11 protein-coding genes are annotated in these 18,444 nt (G+C 73.9%); 8 read left to right on the top strand and 3 right to left on the bottom strand.

Translation table 11 applies throughout. From position 1 onward, the window contains the following. The first annotated feature begins 30 nt into the window (after nt 1-30). The 3 genes from AB0C12_RS34695 to AB0C12_RS34685 all read left to right on the top strand — a co-directional run bounded on the left by AB0C12_RS34695 (nt 31) and on the right by AB0C12_RS34685 (nt 7,195). Nucleotides 31-4,236, top strand: coding sequence for a serine protease (locus AB0C12_RS34695; protein ID WP_360554328.1), 4,206 nt, complete (start codon nt 31-33; stop codon nt 4,234-4,236). 10 nt (nt 4,237-4,246) lie between these two features. Further along, a complete protein-coding gene (locus AB0C12_RS34690; protein ID WP_360554325.1) occupies nt 4,247-5,062 on the top strand; it encodes an SDR family oxidoreductase in 816 nt (271 codons plus the stop codon). 120 nt (nt 5,063-5,182) lie between these two features. Then, nucleotides 5,183-7,195 carry a translation factor GTPase family protein gene (locus tag AB0C12_RS34685; RefSeq protein WP_360554323.1) on the top strand — a complete coding sequence of 671 codons (2,013 nt, stop codon included), beginning with the start codon at nt 5,183-5,185 and terminating at the stop codon, nt 7,193-7,195. Here AB0C12_RS34685 and AB0C12_RS34680 read toward each other — a convergent pair. From AB0C12_RS34680 to AB0C12_RS34670, 3 genes are all read right to left on the bottom strand, one after another. After that, nucleotides 7,123-10,140, bottom strand: a complete 3,018-nt coding sequence (locus AB0C12_RS34680) for an EAL domain-containing protein (RefSeq protein WP_360554321.1) — start codon at nt 10,138-10,140, stop codon at nt 7,123-7,125. The two genes, AB0C12_RS34685 and AB0C12_RS34680, sit on opposite strands and share 73 nt — an antisense overlap. A gap of 72 nt (nt 10,141-10,212) precedes the next feature. After that, on the bottom strand, nt 10,213-11,259 hold the full coding sequence (locus tag AB0C12_RS34675; protein WP_360554319.1) for a Gfo/Idh/MocA family oxidoreductase: 1,047 nt from the start codon (nt 11,257-11,259) through the stop codon (nt 10,213-10,215). Between the two features lie 9 nt (nt 11,260-11,268). After that, nucleotides 11,269-12,303, bottom strand: a complete 1,035-nt coding sequence (locus tag AB0C12_RS34670; RefSeq protein WP_360554318.1) for a LacI family DNA-binding transcriptional regulator — start codon at nt 12,301-12,303, stop codon at nt 11,269-11,271. Nucleotides 12,304-12,416: 113 nt separating this feature from the next. Between AB0C12_RS34670 and AB0C12_RS34665 the strand changes: the two genes are divergently transcribed. The 5 genes from AB0C12_RS34665 to AB0C12_RS34645 all read left to right on the top strand — a co-directional run bounded on the left by AB0C12_RS34665 (nt 12,417) and on the right by AB0C12_RS34645 (nt 18,013). After that, nucleotides 12,417-14,324, top strand: coding sequence for a discoidin domain-containing protein (locus AB0C12_RS34665; RefSeq protein WP_360554317.1), 1,908 nt, complete (start codon nt 12,417-12,419; stop codon nt 14,322-14,324). A 67-nt stretch (nt 14,325-14,391) separates the two neighbouring features. Beyond that, nucleotides 14,392-14,892: a hypothetical protein gene (locus AB0C12_RS34660; protein ID WP_360554316.1), complete on the top strand. Its 501-nt coding sequence runs from the start codon at nt 14,392-14,394 to the stop codon at nt 14,890-14,892. Then, nucleotides 14,885-15,718, top strand: coding sequence for a helix-turn-helix domain-containing protein (locus AB0C12_RS34655; RefSeq protein ID WP_360554315.1), 834 nt, complete (start codon nt 14,885-14,887; stop codon nt 15,716-15,718). Before AB0C12_RS34660 ends, AB0C12_RS34655 begins: the two co-directional genes overlap by 8 nt. Before the next feature lie 80 nt (nt 15,719-15,798). Beyond that, entirely contained in the window at nt 15,799-17,217 is a 1,419-nt protein-coding gene (locus tag AB0C12_RS34650; protein ID WP_360554829.1) for an MFS transporter, read from the top strand. Between the two features lie 82 nt (nt 17,218-17,299). Beyond that, nucleotides 17,300-18,013 (top strand): DUF1775 domain-containing protein, encoded by a 714-nt coding sequence (locus AB0C12_RS34645; RefSeq protein WP_360554313.1) that lies wholly within the window; start codon nt 17,300-17,302, stop codon nt 18,011-18,013. Nucleotides 18,014-18,444 lie beyond the last annotated feature (431 nt).

Here is an 18,444-nt window from a genome sequence, read left to right as displayed (position 1 = left end):
CGCCACAGTGGACCGGGTGGATATAGTCGGATGTCGTTGCCGAAGGGGATCGGAGCACGCGTGGCGGAGCTGGCCCGGCCGGAGTCCGCGGTGGTGCGGTTCCGCGACGGTGGTGGTGCGGTCGTCGGCGCCGGGTTCCTCGTCGGCGACGGCCTGGTCGTCACGTGCGCGCACGTGGTGGCGGCCGCTCTCGGCCGCGACGAGCAGCAGCGGCCCGGCGGTCCGGTCACGCTGGAGTTCCCGGTACGCGGAGCGCTCGGCACCGCCCGGCGCACGGCCGAAGTCGTCGGCTGGACTCCGACCCGCCCGGACGATCGCGGTGACGTCGCCGTGCTGCGTCTCGACGAGGGCGCACCCGAGGGAGTCCGGCCCGTGGCGCTGAGCCCCGGCCCGGCCCCATCCGGCGCGGAGATCAAAGCCCTCGGTTTCCCCGGCGACCTGTCCGAGCAGGGCATCTGGGCGCACGGCCGGCTCCGCGACGAGCAGGCCACCGGCTGGCTGCAGGTCGACGCCGTCTCCGACGCCCGGGCGATCAGCCCCGGCTTCAGCGGCACGCCGGTGTTCGGTGCCGGCGGCGGAGTGGTCGGCATGGTCGTCGCGGTGGTCGGGGACGCCGGGCACACCACGGCCTTCCTGCACCCGGTGCGCACGCTGCTGGCCGAGCATCCGGAGCTGCAGCAGGCCCAGGCCTCGCCGTACCGGGGGCTGACCGCGTTCGCCGAGCGTGACGCCGAGTACTTCCGGGGCCGCGACCGGCTGATCGAGGATGCGCTCGGCAGGGCCGCCACGCATCCGCTGCTTGTGCTGATCGGGCCCTCCGGCAGCGGCAAGTCCTCGCTGGCCCGCGCCGGCCTGCTGCCCCGGCTGCGCGCGCAGGGCCGGACGGTCGTCACGGCCCGCGTGCTGCCCGACGAGCCGGCCGCCAGCCTGCTGAGCCGGATCCTCGGTGAGCTCGTCGGATCGCCCGCCGGCGGGCCCGAGCCGCCGGCCGGCCGCGTCGCGGAGCTGCTGCGCGACCGGGAGGGCCTGGTCCTGCTGATGGACCAGTTCGAGGAGGCCGGCCCGGACACCGCCCGGACCGTCACCGGCCATCTCCATCGTCTGGCGGAGGCGGCCGGGACGCTCGCCGACGGGTCACCCCGGCTGCTGATCGTGGTGACCCTGCGCGGCGGCCAGCTCGACGCGGTCGCGACCGGGGAGACCGCCGTGGCCATGCAGGCCGGGCTGGTGCTGGTCGCGCCGATGACCGCCGGGCAGCTGCGCGCGGCGGTGACCGCGCCCGGGGCCGAGTTCGAGCCGGGCCTGGTGGAGCGGATCGTCGCCGACGCCGGTACGGAGCCCGGCACCCTGCCGCTGCTGGAGTTCACCCTGGACCGGCTCTGGCAGCGCCGCGAGCACGGTCTGCTCACCCACGCCGGCTATGACGAGCTGGGCGGGGTCGAGGGTGCGGTGGCCCGGTACGCCGACCGCGCGTACGAGCGGGACCCGGTCCGGTCCCGCCGGCTGCTGGTGCTGCTGGCCGGCCCGGACGACGACGGGACGTTCCGCCGCCGCCCGCTGCGCCTGGCCGACCTGCCGGGCGGGCTGCGTCCCACCCTGGACCGGCTGGTGGTGGCGCGGCTGGTCGTCGTGGGGCCGGGCGCGGCCGGGGAGCACGTGGTGGAGCTCGCCCACGAGTCGCTGATCCGCGCGTGGCCCCGCCTGCGCGAGTGGCTGGAGCAGGACCGTGCCTACCTCACCTGGCTGACCGAGGTGCGCCGCGCCACCCGGCGCTGGACGGAGACCCACCGCGAGCCGGCCGCCCTGCTGCGCGGGGCGGCGCTGACCACCGCGGTGCGCTGGGCCGGGGACAGGGCGCCCGATCTGGGCGCGGAAGAGGCGCAATTCGTGCGCGCGAGCGTGGCGCAGGAGCACAGCCGGGCCCGCCGCCGCCGCAGTGTGACCGCCGCGCTGGTCGTGCTGACCCTGATCGCCGGGGCGTTCGCGCTGGCCGCCCAGCAGCAGACCGGGGTGGCCCGCGACCAGCTGCGCACGGCGGTCTCGTGGCAGCTCGCCGACGATGCCGAGCGGTTCCGCCGCAGCGATCCGGCCACCTCCCTGCAGCTCGCCCTGGCCGCCTGGCACACCCAGCCGACCCCGGAGGCGTACGGCGCCCTGTTCACCCAGTACGCGACCTACGAACCGGTGCAGCGCCTGTTCACCGGCCTCACCGCCACCCCGGGCGCGCCGATCTCCTCCATCTCCACCAGCTCGGACGGGTCGGTGACCGTGGTGGTCGACGAGTTCGGCGGCGGCACGGTCTGGCGTGGCCTCGCCACGGGTGACCCGCAACGGATCAGCTTCGCGCCCGGCAACACGTACGTCGGTGGCAGTTTCCAGATCAGCCCGTCCGGCCGTTACCTGGGCTACGCCAACGGCCTGGGCGGGGTCTATGTCCGCGACATCACCCGGCCGGACCTGCCACCGGTCGACCTGGCGCCGTCCGGGCCGGACCGCGCGCACGGCTCCACGGTCGTCAAGTCGTTGCGGTTCGCGCCCGACGACAGCCGCCTGCTGGTGCTGCGGACGGATTTCGGCGGGACCAGCGCCGAGCTGCGGATGTGGGATCTGCGCACCCGCGCGGCGGTGCCGGGCCTGCCGGCGACCGACGGCGAGCTGGTGCCCTCGGCGGCGTTCTTCGGCCCGGATCCCGGCACCGTGGTGTTCAGCGCCCTGGACTTCGTCGCGGCCTACGACCTGACCGGCCGACGGCCGCCGCGGGTGTTGCGGGGCGGCCGCCAGCGGCTGATGGTGGCGTCCGGGGGCGCCCTGACCCTCTCCTGCGCCAAGGACCGGGTCGAGGTCCGTGACATCGGCACCGGCAAGGTGGTGCGGACGGTCGGCCTGCCGGACTGCTTCGGTCTCGAGATGGACGCCGCGAGTGAGTTCGGTACGGTCGCCAAAGTCGAGGGCGTGGACCGGGGGACCAGCGCGACGCTGGTGGTGCTGGATCCGCGCACCGGGGAGCTGCACCGGGTGCCGGCACCGCCGGCCAATCTCACCACCGGCTTCACGCCGATCGGGCGGCTGGCCGTCCACCGCGGCGCCGGCGGGGCGCCCGGTGCGCTTCTGGCCGACGGTCCCCAGCTCTACCGGCTGCCACTGGGCCCGCCGGTCACCCTCGCCCAGACCGGTGCGTACGACCTGGACCTGAGCGGGCGCACACTGGTGACACCCGACGGCGCCTACCGCGTGCGTTTCGACACTCTCAGCGGGCGTATCACCGTCGTGCGGTCGGGGACGAAGCAGCAGGTCGGGGCCATCACCGCCGAGCGGCTCCCGAAGAACAACACCTTCCTCGGCGTCCCGCACGCGATCACGGGTGACAGCCAACGCCTGCTCACCGCCTACCGCGGCCGGCTCATCGTCTACGCGCTGCCGGCGCTGACGGTCGTGCATCGCGTACAGCTGCCGGTGCCGCCCGGCCTGGGCGCGCTGCCGATCACCGACAACACCGTCGACGACTGGGCCGGCTCGGTCGTACCGGTCGGGGACGGCGAGGCCATCGTCCTGTACGCCGGCGTGCTGACCCGCTGGAACGTGGCCACCGGCGCTCCGATCGGCGCACCGGTGGAGCTGCGCGAGGGCAAGGAGCCGGGGGCGCGCAGCCGGGCGGCGCAGCTGGCGTTCGTCTCGGGCCGCCGGCCGGGTCATCCGGACCAGGTCGCGGTGGTGTTGCCGGGCTCCACGGTGCAGCTCTGGAGTCTCGACCGTCGCCGGGCGCTGGCCACTTTCCGGGTGGACGAGACCCAGACCCCGAACTCCGTCGTCTTCAACCCGGACGGCACCCGGCTGGCCGTCAACCTGGAGAAGGGCATCGTGGCGGTCTGGCCGGTCGCCGACCCGCAGCGCACGCCGTGGAGCATCCCGATCGGCGTGGGCCCGTCGATGCTGGGCTTCACCCCGGGCCCGGACAGCCAGCTGGTCACCGTCGAGTCGCTGGGTGCCACCGAGCTGAGCTTCTGGGAGGTACGCAGCGCCAAACGGGTGGCGACCCTGACCACCCCCTCCGGCAGCCGGCTGCGGCTGCAGGGCTACGACCTGAAGGTGTTCTCCGACGGCTTCACCCGGCAGCTGCGCGTCGACCCGCAGCTGTGGTACCGCAGGCTGTGCGAGCTGGCCGCCCGGCCGTACACGGCCGAGGAGCTCCGGCTGCTGCGCGAGCGTCGGGCCCCGGTGGACCGGCCCTGCCCGTAACGTCACGCCCATGAGTGCAATCGCCGTCACCGGCGCGACCGGTCAGCTCGGTGGCCGGGTCGCCCGCCGTCTCGCCGCCCGCGGCCTCGCCCAGCAGCTGCTGGTCCGCGACCCCGCCCGCGCACCCCAGCTGCCCGGAGCCACTGCCACCCGGGCAAGCTTCACCGACCGCGACGCCGTCCGGGAGGCCCTCGACGGCGTACCGGTCGTGCTCATGGTCTCGGCGTCGGAAAATGAGGAGCGCGTCGAGCAGCACCGGGCCTTCGTCGACGCCGCGGCCGCCGCCGGGGTGGGCCACCTCGTGTACATCTCGTTCGTCGGTGCCGCCCCCGACGCGACGTTCACCCATGCCCGCGACCACTGGCACACCGAGCAGCACATCCGGGCCACCGGGCTGCCGTTCACCTTCCTGCGCGACAACCTCTACGCCGACTTCCTGCCGTACCTGGCCGGGACCGACGGGGTCATCCGCGGGCCGGCCGGCGACGGCCGGGTCGCCGCCGTCGCCCAGGACGACATCGCCGACGCGGCGACCGCGGTGCTCACTGATCCTGCGGCTCACGCGGGGCGGACGTACGACCTGACCGGCCCGGAAGCGTTGACCCTGCACGAGGTCGCGGCCCTGCTGTCGGTCACCTACCAGCCCGAGACCGTGCCGGAGGCGTACCGCTCGCGGAGCTCGTCGGGCGCACCCGGCTGGCTGGTCGACGCGTGGGTCTCGACCTACACCGCGATCGCCGCCGGTGACCTCGCGGCGGTCACCGACGCGGTGCCGCGCCTGACGGGCCGTCGCGCCACCTCGGTGGCGGAGTTGGTAAAGCGGTAGCGCCCGCCGCGCGCCCGCTTTAGGTTGGCGGGGACCAGCGGAGCCCAGGGAAAGGGACGGACATGCGAGGAACCGGTGTGTTCAGGCCGTCCATCCGTTCCCTGACCTCTGAGGATCTCCTTGCCCACGCTCAATCTCGGCATCCTGGCGCACGTCGACGCCGGTAAGACCAGCCTCACCGAGCGCCTGCTCTTCGCCCACGGCGCCGTGGCGGCGCTCGGCAGCGTCGACGCCGGCAGCACCACCACCGACAGCGGCGCGCTCGAACGCGAGCGCGGCATCACCATCCGCTCCGCCGTGGCCTCGTTCCGGCTCGGCGGCCTGCGGGTCAACCTCATCGACACCCCGGGCCACCCCGACTTCATCGCGGAGGTCGAACGCGCCTTGGCTGTGCTCGACGGCGCGGTGCTGGTGCTCTCCGCCGTCGAGGGGGTGCAGGCGCAGACCCGGGTGCTGATGCGCTCGCTGCGCCGGCTCGGCATCCCCACGCTCATCTTCGTCAACAAGGTCGACCGGGCGGGTGCGCGCGGCGACGCCCTGCTCGCCGAGATCCGGTCGAGGCTGCGGGTCGACGTGGTGGCTCTCAACGCCGTCCGCGGCGCCGGCACGGCGACCGCGCACGTCGTGCCGCGCGAGTGGGAACGCGACGCCGCGGAGGCCCTCGCCGACCACGACGACGGCCTGCTGACCGAGCTGGTCGAGGGCCGCGTACCGGATCCGGTCCGGGTCCGCCGGGTGCTGGCGGCGCAGACGGCCGCCGGCCAGGTCCATCCGGTGTTCTTCGGCTCGGCGACCACCGGCGCCGGCACCGGACCGCTGGCCGGCGGCATCGCCACGCTGCTGCGTCCCCGCCCGGCGACGGCGACCGGCACCCGCGGCGTGGTGTTCGCCGTCGAGCGCGATCCCGGCGGGGAGAAGGTCGCCTACCTGCGGCTGTTCGCCGGCGTGGTGCGGCCCCGGCAGCGGGTCGTGCTGCACCGGCCCGGCCCGGACGGCACGACCGGTGAGATCCGCGGCCGGATCAGCACCCTGCAGGTCGTCGGCGGCGCGGAGACCGAGCTCACCGCCGGTGCCATCGCCCGCGTCCACGGCCTCGGCGGCGTCCGGGTCGGCGACCGGCTCGGACCCGCCGGTGACCACGGTCCCGCGCCGCAGTTCTCCCCGCCGAGCCTGGAGTCCCTGGTCCGGCCGCGCGACCCGGCCCAGCAGGTACGGCTGCACGCCGCCCTGACCGCCCTGGCCGACGAGGACCCGCTGATCCGCGTCCGTACGGTGCCCGGCGGCGGCACCTCCGTGCTGCTGTACGGCGCAGTCCAGCGCGAGGTGCTGGCCGACCGGCTGGCCCGCGACTTCGGCCTGGTCGCGGAGTTCGGTGAGATCCGGCCGGTCTACTTCGAGCGGGTCGCCGGCACCGGCGAGTGCGTGGTCGCGTTCGACCCGCGCCGGCCCAACGACTTCTGGGCCACCGTCGGGCTCCGCGTCGAGCCGGGACCACCCGGTTCCGGGCTGCGCTACCGCCGTGACGTGCAGCCGGGCGCTGTCCCGAAGGCCTTCCACCGGGCGACCGAGGAGGCCGTACGCCGCACGCTGGAGCAGGGGCTGCGCGGCTGGGAGGTCGTCGACTGCACTGTCACGGTCATCCGTACCGGTTACAAGGCCCCGTCGTCGACCGCCGCTGACTTCCGTGGCCTGACGCCCGTCGTGCTGTTGCGGGCCCTGCTCGAGGCCGGGACCCGGGTGTGCGAGCCGTGCCAGGCGTTCGAGCTGGAGGTGCCCGCCGTGGCGCTGAACGCGGTGCTCGGCCGGCTGGCGGTCCTCGGCGCCGACGTCACCGGCTCGGCCGAGCGGGCGGAGTCATGGGTGGTCGCCGGACTGCTGCCGGCGCGGCTGATGCACGAGCTCACCACCGCCCTGCCGGGGCTGACCCACGGCGAGGGCGCCCTGTGGAGCCGGCCCGGTCCGGACCGGCCGTTGCGCGGGCCCGCGCCGAGCCGACCGCGGCTGGACGGCAACCCGCTCAACTACGAGGAGTACCGGCGCTTCCTCAGCGCGCGGCCGCCTCAGGCCGCGACGCCCACCGCACCCAGCAGCGGCGGGATCTCGGCCGGCCACAGCGGGCGGGCGAACAGGTAACCCTGGCCGTACGGGCAGCCCATCCGTTCCAGCAGCTCCCGCTGGGCGCCGTCCTCGATGCCCTCGGCGACCACGGTCAGGTCCAGGTTGCGGGCCAGCGTGACGATCGCGTTGACCAGCGCGCGCTGCTGCGGGCTGGCGATGATGTCGTCGATGAACGACTTGTCGATCTTGAGTACGTCGACCGGCATCTGCCGCAGGTAGCTCAGCGAGGAGTAGCCGGTGCCGAAGTCGTCGATGGCGATCCGCACGCCCAGGTCGCGCAGCACCCGCAGGTCGGCCCAGACCTGCTCGGCGTCGCGCAGCACCAGGCTCTCGGTGATCTCCAGCAGCAGCCACCCGGGCTGCGCGCCGGCGTCGGCGATGGCCTGGCGGACCTGGTCCACGAAGCCGGGGGTGCGGAACTGCCGGGCCGAGACGTTGACGCTCACGTAGCCCAGCGCCAGCTGCGGGTCGGCGGCGTGCCAGGCGGCGAACTGGCGCAGCGACTCGCCCAGCACCCACGCGCCGACGCCGACGATCGCGCCGCTCTCCTCGGCCAGGTCGATGAAGTGGTACGGCCCCAGCAGCCCCCGCTCCGGGTGCTGCCAGCGCACCAGCGACTCGACCCCGACGACGGCCTGGGTCGTGATGTCCACGATCGGCTGGTACTGCAGCACGAACTGCCGCGCGTCGATCGCCTCCAGCAGCGAGGTGCGCAGCTCGAGCCGCTCCACCATGGCGGTGTGCAGGTCGCTCTGGTAGCGCTGCCAGGTGCCCTTTCCCGCGCCCTTGGCCAGGTACAGCGCCAGGTCGGCGTGGCGCAGCAGCTCGGTCGGGCTGGTCGCGTCGTGGTTGGTCGCCACGCCGACACTGGCCGCGCCGTTGACGATGTGCGTACCGCCGAGACCGTCGCTCACCTCGACCGGCGTGGACAGCGCGGTGATGATGCGGGCCGCCACCTCCTCGGCGGCGCTGGCGTCGGCGGCGTGCGCGACCAGGATGGCGAACTCGTCGCCGCCCATCCGGGCGGCCGTGTTGCCCGGCCCGATCGCCTGGGCGATGCGCTGGCCGACCGCGACCAGGAGCTGGTCACCGACGGCGTGCCCGAGGGTGTCGTTGACCTCCTTGAAGTCGTCCAGGTCGACGAAGAGCACGCCGAGCTCGCCGGCGCCGCTCTCGGCGAGCACGAACGCGTGATCGAGCCGGTCGCGGAACAGCACCCGGTTGGCCAGCCCGGTGAGGCCGTCGTGGAAGGCCTGGTGGGCCAGGTCGTTCTCCAGCCGGCGGCGTTCGGTGACGTCCCGGACGGTCAGCACCACGCCCGCGACGGTCGGGTCGGCGCGCAGGTCGCGCCCGCCGCACTCGACCTGCAGCAGGCGCCGGTCCGCGCAGACGGCGGTGAGGTCGATGCCGTCGGCGTGGCCGCGTTCGGTGCGGATCCGCACCAGGGCGTCGGCCAGGGCGTCGTGGTGGGTGTCGGCGATGAGCATGGCCAGCGGGGTGCCGGTCAGGTCGGTCCAGCCGAAGACGGTGGCGGCCGACGGGCTCGCGTACCGGATCCGGTCGTCGTCGCCGATGATCAGGATGACGTCCGACGCGCTCTGGATCAGGGTCCGGAAGTAGGCCTCGCCGTCGCGGCGGCTGATCTCGCCGGCCAGGCCGATCCGCTCGACGACCATGGTGACCTGGTCGAACAGGGCCTGGACGGCGGGTCGCAGCGCACGCAGCGTCGGCGTCGGGGCGGCCAGGTGGATCGAGCCGCGCTGGGGCGGGTTGCCGGGCAGGATCATGACGGCGTGCAGGGCGTTGTCGAAGCCGTACTCGGGTGCCGGCTCCAGGCTGACGCCGAACTCGACAGTGCCGCCGTCCGTCAGCGGCGTCTTCTCACCCACGATGAGCTCGTAGCGGCGCTCGGCGGGCATCAGCATGGCGACGGCGGCGCGGACGGCCGCCATGATGTCGTCCTCGGTGGTCGCGGCGGCCAGGTCGGCGTTGGCGCGGCGCAGCGCGGTCTCGCGCAGGTTGGTCTGGCGCTGCTCGGCCAGCAGGTCCCCGACCCGACCCATGACCAGCAGGAACATGAGCGCCGAGCCGGCCGCGATGACGGGTGCGTCGACCACGCCGCCGCTGAGGTACTCGGCCAGCAGCACGGCGGGCGCGATCAGGGTGGCGAGCGAGAGCAGCACCAGCCGGCGCCCGCCGGTCTCGACCCGGGTGCAGGCCGGCGCGCGGTCGTCGGTCAGCCAGATCATCGACGGGTGCAGCGCGGCGTAGCCGGCTCCCGCGTAGAAGACGATCCAGCCCAGGTCGATCGGGCCGCCGACGATCCAGTCGCTGTCCAGCCGGCCGAGGCCGTAGACGACGTCGGAGACCAGCACGCCGACGATCGAGGCGGCCAGCCAGCTCACCGCCGGCGGCTTGCGCCCGGCCGCGGTCAGCAGCCGGATCATCATCGCCAGCGCCAGTACGTCACCCAGCGGGTACGCGACCGAAACGGCCTTCTCCACCAGCGTCAGCTCGGTGGCCCGGGTGTACGGGGCGATCATGTAGACCCAGGAGAGCAGGCCCAGGCTGACCGTGGGCACGAGCGCGTCGAGCAGCGCCGCCCGGTTGCCCTCCCCGGAGCGGGCCCGGATGAACAGTGTCAGCGCGGCGGCGAGCAGCGGGTAGACCAGCAGGTACAGCACGTCCGAGGGGCCCGGGAACGGCGCGTCCAGCTTCAGCGCCTCTTGGGCGTAGTAGATGATGTCGCCGCCGACGAAGAACACCAGGGCGACGGCGAGCAGATACCAGGGCAGGGCCCGCGTCGGCCGGTGCGCGCGGACGCCCAGCACGATCGCGGCCGCGCCGGACAGCCCGATCAGTCCCCAGGTGAAGACGTGCAGACCGGGCCAGAGGTAGTAGACCGCGGTCAGCACGGCGAGCCAGACGGCGAAGCAGGCGCGAACGATTCGCGTCGTCATCCGGCCTCCGTTCGGCGGACTGCGGGCAGGTCACCTCTCCCATCGGCGGCGATCGGGTCGGCTTGAGACGGTTTACGCCCAGATCTCCGTACCGGTGGTGACGGTCCGGTCGGTGTCGGCCGCCTCCTCGACAGCCAGCGCGATCAGGTGGTCCTGTGCCCCGTCAGCCAAAGGGTAGGGCGCGGGGGCGGTGCCGCGCACCCATGCCGCGGTGGCGTCCAGCAGAGTGGCGATGGCGATCTCCTCGTCGCTCCAGCGCCGGCCCGGGTACGGGTTGCGGTACAGCACCTCGCCGCCCAGCGTGATGGTGTCCGTGTCGAAGCCGTCCAGGTCCAGGTCGTAACCGGTCTGCCGGCGTACCAGGGGCGAGCGGACCAGCGTGCGCGGCTCGCTGAGCCGGATCACCTCGTCGTCGCGCAGCTCCCCGTGGCTGCCGCGCACCAGCAGCCGCCGGAAGCGCAGCTGGTTGTGCCATTGGTTGTCGGTGAAGTCGTAGAGCCCGGAGCGGCCGTCGCCGAAGTCGAGCGTGGCGATGGTCGTGGTGGCCGGCCGCGGGTCGGGGTCGTCGGTCCAGCCGTCGCGGGTCAGCGGGTCGACCAGCGGGGCGGTGCTGCGGCTGGCCCGTACCGTGACCGGGCCGCGGCCGACGCCGAGCAGTCCCCGCATCAGCGAGATCGCGTGGTACTGGTGGGTCGAGGAGACCTGCACCTGGGTCGGGGTGCCGATCAGCCCGGCCCGGACGGCCGCCGCCCGGGCCGCGTGCGAGGGCATCAGCAGATACTGCTCGGCCACCTGCACCAGGCCCGAGTCGCCGACGGCCGCCCACAGCTCGCGCAGGCCGGCGGCGTCGGGCGCGGGTGGCGTCTCGGCCAGCACCGGCAGGCCACGCTCGACGGCCTCGACGACCACGCCCGGAGTGACCGGCCAGGGCACCGCGGTCACCACGAAGTCCGGCGCGGTCTCGGCCACGCACTCGGCCAGCGAGGTGAACGTCGGCACGGGCAGCTCCCGCGGCGACCGCACCACGACTCCGGCGCACCGCACGCCCTCGAGGCCGGCCGCGAGCCGCCAGAACATCTCGGCGCGCCAGCCGGCGCCCACCACTGCGAAGGAGGTCACCGGCGCACTTTAGCGGCCCGTGGCCGCGCCGGTGGAGTCCCTGACGACCAGTTCCGTGGCCAGCTCGACGTGCAGGGCGTCCAGGGCGTGCCGGTCCAGCAGCCGGGCCAGCAGCGTGACGGCCATCCGGCCCAGTTCGGCCAGGGGCTGGCGCACGGTGGTCAGCATCGGGCTGGTGGCCCGGCTGAGGTCGATGTCGTCGAAGCCGGCGACGGACACGTCCCGCGGCACCCGCAGTCCGCGCTCGGCGGCGGCCTGCAGCGCGCCGACGGCCGCCTTGTCGTTGAAGCCGACCAGTGCGGTCGGCCGCTCCGGCAGGTCGAGCAGCTCGCCGGCGGCCCGGCGGCCCCACGCCACGGTCGGTTCGACGTGCCGGACCAGCTCCGGTGCGCCGATCACCCCGGCGTCGGCCAGGGCCGCCGCGTGCCCGGCGAGCCGGGCGTCGCTGGCCAGCCACTCGCGGGGGCCGGCCACGACGCCGATGCGCCGGTGGCCGAGGTCGGTCAGGTGGGCGGTCAGGCTGCGGGCGCCCGCGGCGTGCGCGGCCGACACGGCGGCGACGTCGCGGGGCGGGGGCAGCCGCGGGTCGACCACGACGAACGGGAACCGCCGGCTGCGCAGCGTCTCCAGGTCGGCGGCCGGTTCCGGCGGCAGGATCAGCACGGCCCCGGCGATGCCCGCCCGGCCGTGCAGGCCCGGCAGCACGGGGGAGTGCTGGGCGGCCTCGCCGGCGCTGAGCAGCAGGGGACGGTCGTGCAGCTGCAGCGTCTCGGCGATCGAGGACACGATGATGCCGAAGTAGTCGGTCAGCCGGTACGGGCAGCGGACCAGCACCGCCCCGGGGATCGACCGGCCCCGACCACGGGGCCGGGGGCCGGGCCGCTCCAGCCGGGCGACCGTGCTCTCGACCAGCTCGCGGGTCTCGGCGGTGACACTGCCGCGGCCGTTGAGCACGCGCGACACGGTGGCGATGGAGACGCCCGCCGCCGCGGCGACTTCCCGGACGGTGCTCCGGCCCGTCCGTGTTACATCGCTTTGTTTCACGAAAAGGACCGTAGCAGCGCCAATGAACGGTTGACAGAGGAGTTTCCGGATTGTTTCCTGTCGATGGCGGCGGAACCTCTTGTTCCATCTGTTACAGGGTTGGGGAGCGAGCCATGAGACGGCGAGCGTTCGGGGCGGCGGCCACCGCTGCCCTGTTGATGGTGACCACGGCACCCGCGCAGGCCCACGGCGGCCGGACCCCAGAGGCCCGGGTGTGGGTCACCACGGTCGACCGGGCGGAACAGCTGCACGAGCGGGCGCCGGTCGCGTTCCGCCGCGGCGGCAGCCCGGAGACCACCATCACGATCGACCCGGGCACCCGCTACCAGAGCATGGACGGCTTCGGCGCCTCGCTGACCGACTCCGCCGCGAGCGTGCTGTACCGCCTGGACCCGGCGGCGCGCGAGCAGGCGATGCGGTCGCTGTTCGATCCGCGTTCCGGGATCGGCGTCAGCTTCCTGCGCCAGCCGATCGGCTCCTCCGACTTCACCGCCGCGGCGGCGCACTACAGTTACGACGACGTGCCGGCCGGGCAGACCGACTTCGGCCTGCGGCACTTCGGCATCGACCACGACCGGGCGCAGATCCTGCCGCTGCTGCGCCGGGCCCGGCAGCTCAACCCCGAGCTCAAGATCATGGGTACGCCGTGGAGCCCGCCCGCGTGGATGAAGACGACGGACTCGCTGATCGGCGGGCACCTCAAGGACGACCCGGAGATCTACGACGCGTACGCCCGCTACCTGGTCGCCTTCGTGCAGGCGTACACCCGGGCCGGGGTGCCGATCGACTACCTCACCGTGCAGAACGAGCCGCAGAACCGGCACGACGGCGGCTACCCGGGCGCGGCCGTCCCGGTGGCGCAGGAGGCCAAGGTCATCGCGGCGCTCGGCCCGTTGCTGCGCCGGGTCAGCCCCCGCACCAAGATCCTCGGCTACGACCACAACTGGACCACCCATCCCGGCGACGTCGCCACCACCCCGGCCGGTGAGGACCCCGAGACCGACTACCCGTACCGGTTGCTGGACAGCCCGGCGGCGAAGTGGATCGCCGGGACCGCGTACCACTGCTATTCGGGCGACCCGAGCGCGCAGACCGCGTTGCACGAGGCGCACCCGGACAAGGGCATCTGGTTCACCGAGTGCTCGGGCTCGCACGGCCCCACCGACACCCCGGAACAGATCTTCCGCGGCACGCTGACCTGGCACGCCCGCACCCTGACCATCGGCACCACCCGCAACTGGGCCAAGTCGGTGGTCAACTGGAACATCGCCCTGGACAGCACCGGCGGCCCGCACCTGGGCGGCTGCGGCACCTGCACCGGGCTGCTCACCCTGCAGGCCGACGGCACGGTGACCCGCGACGCCGAGTACTTCACCATCGGGCACCTGGCGAAGTTCGTGCGCCCCGGCGCGGTCCGCATCGCCAGCACCTCGTTCGGCACCACCGGCTGGAACGGCCAGCTCATGGACGTGGCCTTCCGCAACCCGGACGGCTCCACCGCTCTGGTGGTGCACAACGAGAACGACGACCCGCGCACCTTCGCGGTCGCCGTGGGGGACCGGTCGTTCGAGTACACGCTGCCCGGCGGCGCCCTGGCCACCTTCACCTGGCCGCGCGGTCTGACCTCGGAGCTCGACCTCGTGCCGTTGACCGGGGCCACGGCGACGGCCTCCCCGGCGGGGGAGACCCCGGCGGCCGCGGTCGACGGCGACGGCTCCACCCGCTGGTCCAGCGGCGCCGCGCAGCAGCCGGGCCAGTACCTGCAGGTCGACCTCGGCCGTAGCCGGACGTTCCGCCGGGTGGCCGTGGACAGCGGCGCCAGCACCGGCGACTACGCCCGCGGCTGGGAGCTCACCGCCAGCACCGACGGCAGCCACTGGCGCACCCTGGCCCGCGGTACGGGCACCGGCCAGCTCACCAACGTCGACGTCCGTCCGACCCGGGCCCGCTACCTGCGGGTCACGTCGACGCTCAGCAGCGGAAGCTGGTGGAGCATCGCGGATCTGCGCTTGTACCGGTGATCGCTTGACCCCGCCCCAGGGGCAGGCGGCACCCTGAACGCCTGCCCCTGAGCGGAGGAGAGACCTGATGGACATCCGTACCCGTGACGTGCCCGAACAGCACGTCGTCACCGAGCAGCGCAGCGTCGACCAGGCCGCCCTGGAGGCCTGGCTGCCCGGCGCGATGGCCCGGGTCGCGGCGGCCGCCACCGAGGCCGGCGGGGTGCTCGCCGCCGGCACGTGGCCCTATCTGGAGCGCCCCGTGACCGACGACCCGGTGTTCGTGGTCATCTACGAGGGCAACCCCAACGAGGGCGAGACCCCGGTCGAGGTGTGCGCCCCGATCGCGGACGCAGCCGCCGCGACGCGCACGATCCCCGCGCACCGCGAGGCGTACGTGCGGGTCACCAAGGAACAGGTCGTCACCGGCGCACTGGGCGGCGTGTACGAGGCCATCGAGAAGTGGATCGGCGAGCAGGGGCTGGTCGTGGCGGCGGCGCCGCGGGAGACGTACTGGACCGACTTCCCTGCCGCGGGGGCGCAGGACCCGGTCTTCGACGTCTCCTTCCCGGTCGCCGCCCGTGGCTGAGGAGCTGTCCGGTCTGCTGACGACCGGCGAGTTCGCCCGCCGGTCCCGGCTGTCGGTCAAGGCCCTGCGCCTGTACGACCGCAGCGGCCTGTTACGCCCCGCCGAGGTCCAGCCCGGTAACGGCTACCGGCGCTACGCCGAGCACCAGCTCTACGCGGCCCGGCTGATAGTGCTGCTGCGCCGCCTGGATATGCCGCTGTCGCAGATCGCCGAGATCCTCGGGGCCGGCGGCGCGTCGGGCGGGGAGCTGCTGGCCCGCTACTGGACGGACGTGGAACGGCGGCTCGCCTCCCAGCGCGACCTGGCCGACCGCCTGGTCCGCAGCCTCGCCGGGGAGACCGGCGCCCCGCCCGGCGCCTGGCCGGTCGCCACCCGCGAGGTGCCCGCCCAGGTCGTGCTGACCGAGCAGCGCTACGTCACCTCGGCCGAGCTGGGCTGGACCCGCGAGGCCGCCGCCCGGCTCACCGCCATCGCCGGGCGGCACGGCGGCCCGGCCGGACCGCGCTTCGTGGTCTTCCACAACGAGGTCAGCGAGGACAGCGACGGCCCGGTCGAGGTGTGCGTGCCCGTCGCGGCCGGTGCCGTCGACCCGATGGTGGCCGCGACCCGCCACGAGCCCGCGCACCGCGAGGCGTACATCCCGGTGATCCGCGGCCACTTCGAACCGCCGCAGATCATGTCCGTCTACGACGCCGCGCGCCGCTGGGTCCGCGATCGCGGCCTGCTGATCACGGCACCCCCGCGTGAGGTGTACGCCTACCCGGCCGACCTGGACCACGGCGCCCCGGACGACCTGATGTGTGACGTGGCAGTCCCGTACGCCTGAGCACATCCGCGTTTGTGGCACCGGCCGCAGGGCATCAGCGGCCCGTGACGAGTACCCAGGATGCCAACCGCTGGAAGGCGATGTCCGTCGCCCTGGTCGCGGGCTTCATGACCCTGCTCGACGTGAGCATCGTGAATGTCGCGCTGCCCTCGATCCGGGCCGACCTCGATCTGAGCTCGGGCGGACTGCAGTGGGTGCTGTCCGGCTACGCCCTGACCTTCGGCCTGCTGCTGGTCCCCGCCGGCCGTTTCGGCGACGCCCGCGGCCGCCGCAATGTGTTCATCGCCGGCCTGGCCGTCTTCACCCTGTCCAGCGCCGCGGCCGGGCTGGCCACCAGCGCGCTCTGGCTGATCGTGGCCCGGCTGGTCCAGGGCGCCGCCGCCGGCGTGGTCAACCCGCAGGTGTCCGGCCTGATCCAGCAGCTGTTCCGCCCGGCCGAGCGGGGCCGCCCGTTCGGCCTGCTCGGCGCGACCATCGGCATCTCGACGGCGGTCGGCCCGCTGCTCGGCGGCCTGCTCATCCAGGTCTTCGGGGCCGAGACGGGCTGGCGGTGGATCTTCTTCATCAACGTGCCGATCGGCGCGGCGGCGATCCTGCTCAGCTACAAGTGGATCCCGGCCCGCCGCGACGACCAGCGCAAGCACGAGAGCCTGGACCCGGTCGGCGTGGTGCTGCTCGGCGTGGCCGTCCTGCTGGTCCTGCTGCCCCTGGTCGAGGAGCGCGAATGGCAGGGCCCGGCGAAGTGGCTGCTGCTGGTCGCCGGCCTGGTCCTGCTGGGCGGTTTCCTGGCCTGGGAGCGCCGGTACGCCCGCCGCGAGACCCCGCTGATCGAGCTGAACCTCTTCAAGGTCCGCTCGTACGGCCTGGGCGCGCTGATCGGCCTGCTGTACTTCGCCGGCTTCACCACTCTGTTCTTCATCTACACGCTCTACCTGCAGAACGGCCTGCGCTACAGCGCGCTGCTGGCCGGGCTCGCGATCACCCCGTTTGCGCTCGGCTCGGCCGGCGCGGCCGCGCTCGGTGGCCGGATCGTCAACCGCTACGGCCGGCCCCTGGTCGCCCTGGGCCTGGCCCTGGTCGCGGCCGGGCTGGCCGGCACAGTCCTGGCCCTGGACCTGGTCCCCGGCACGAACGGCGGCTGGGCCGCGGCGCTGCCCCTGCTGGTGGCGGGCCTCGGCAGCGGCCTGGTGATCAGCCCGAACCAGACCCTGACGCTGGCCGAGGTGCCGGTCGAGCGGGCGGGCAGCGCGGGCGCGGTCCTGCAGACCGGCCAGCGCATCGGTACGGCGGTGGGCATCGCCGTGGTCGGCGCGGTCTTCTTCAACCGCCTGGCGTCGACGAACAACGACTGGTCGTCGGCGCTGCGCACAGCCCTGCTGGTGACCATCGGCCTGGTGCTGGTGGCGCTGGCCGCGGCCCTGGCCGACGTGGTCGCCGCCCGCCGCGCCGCCGCCCACGAGAACCGCGGCGCCGACCGGGAACCCCAGCACGTCGGCTGACCGGCAAGATCACTGGAACTTTCCGGCGACGGCGAGCGACTACGGAACCGGTTGACTCTCTCCCGCGAAGGTGGTTCTCGGCGTGCGTAACAGGTTCCGGATGACGACGATCGGTGTGCTGGCAGGGCTGGGGGTGCTGGCCGCGGCCGGGCCGGCGGCGGCGCACGTCGAGGTGAGCGCCGACAAGAACCGGGCCGGGGCCACGGACGTGACCCTGACCTTCCACGGCGAGGCCGAGAACCCGTCCGGCATCAAGAGCGAACGGGTGGTGCTGCCGGAAGGCATCACCCCGGCCGACGTGACCCTGGTGAAGGCGCCGGCGGGCTGGACCTTCCAGGCCACCGCGGACGGCTTCACGGTGGGCGGCAAGGCGCTGGCGTCGGGCAAGGACGCCGAGTGGAAGGTCAAGGTGGCCAAGCTGCCCGACGGCGAGACGCGGCTGTCGTTCAAGACCCTGGAGACGTACGCCGACGGCGAGGTGTCCCGCTGGATCGAGGTCCAGGAGGAGGGCAAGGACGAGCCGGACAACCCGGCGCCGCTGATCAAACTCAAGCCGGGACCGTCGACCGCGCCGGCGACCACCAGCGCCGCCCCCTCGGCGGCGGCCTCTGCATCTGCCTCCGCCGCCCCGGCCGCCTCGGCGGCGCCGACGGCCACAGCCACGATCCTGGCCGAGCCGGTGGCCGAGGAGGGATCGTCGCTCTGGTGGCTCTGGGTGCTGATCGCCGTCGTCCTGGGCGGAGCGGCCCTGGCCACGGTGCTGATCCGCCGTCGCGCGACACCACCCGCCAACTAGCCTGCGACACCACCCGCCACCAGCCTGACGGCACGTCCGGGCCGCGTAGCGTCGCGGCCCGGACAAGCCGAGACGCTCACGGCCGGATGCCATTTGCCTACGAGCCGCTACCCGGCCCGGCTTGCTCTTGTCTGCCTGCCTGGCCGACCCGGCCGCGCCGGCCCGCAGATCCGGTCATGCTCGGCTGACCTGCTTGGCCTGCCTCTACCTAGCCCGACTGTCCGGAGCCGGCCCTGTCTGCCCGTCCCGAGCTGGTCCGGTTGGCCTGCCCGGCCCGACCAGCCGGCTCGGCCCCTGTCTGGCCGGCCCTGCCGCGCCGGCCCGCCGATCCGGCCGTGCTCGGCTGACCTGCTTGGCCTGCCTCTACCTAGCCCGACTGTCCGGAGCCGGCCCTGTCTGCCCGTCCCGAGCTGGTCCGGTTGGCCTGCCCG

Source organism: Actinoplanes sp. NPDC048967, from assembly GCF_040649415.1.
In the GTDB taxonomy this organism is placed as follows: Bacteria; Actinomycetota; Actinomycetes; order Mycobacteriales; family Micromonosporaceae; genus Actinoplanes.
Note: the sequence above shows the minus strand (reverse complement) of the source record. Positions and strands in the feature narration are given on the sequence as shown.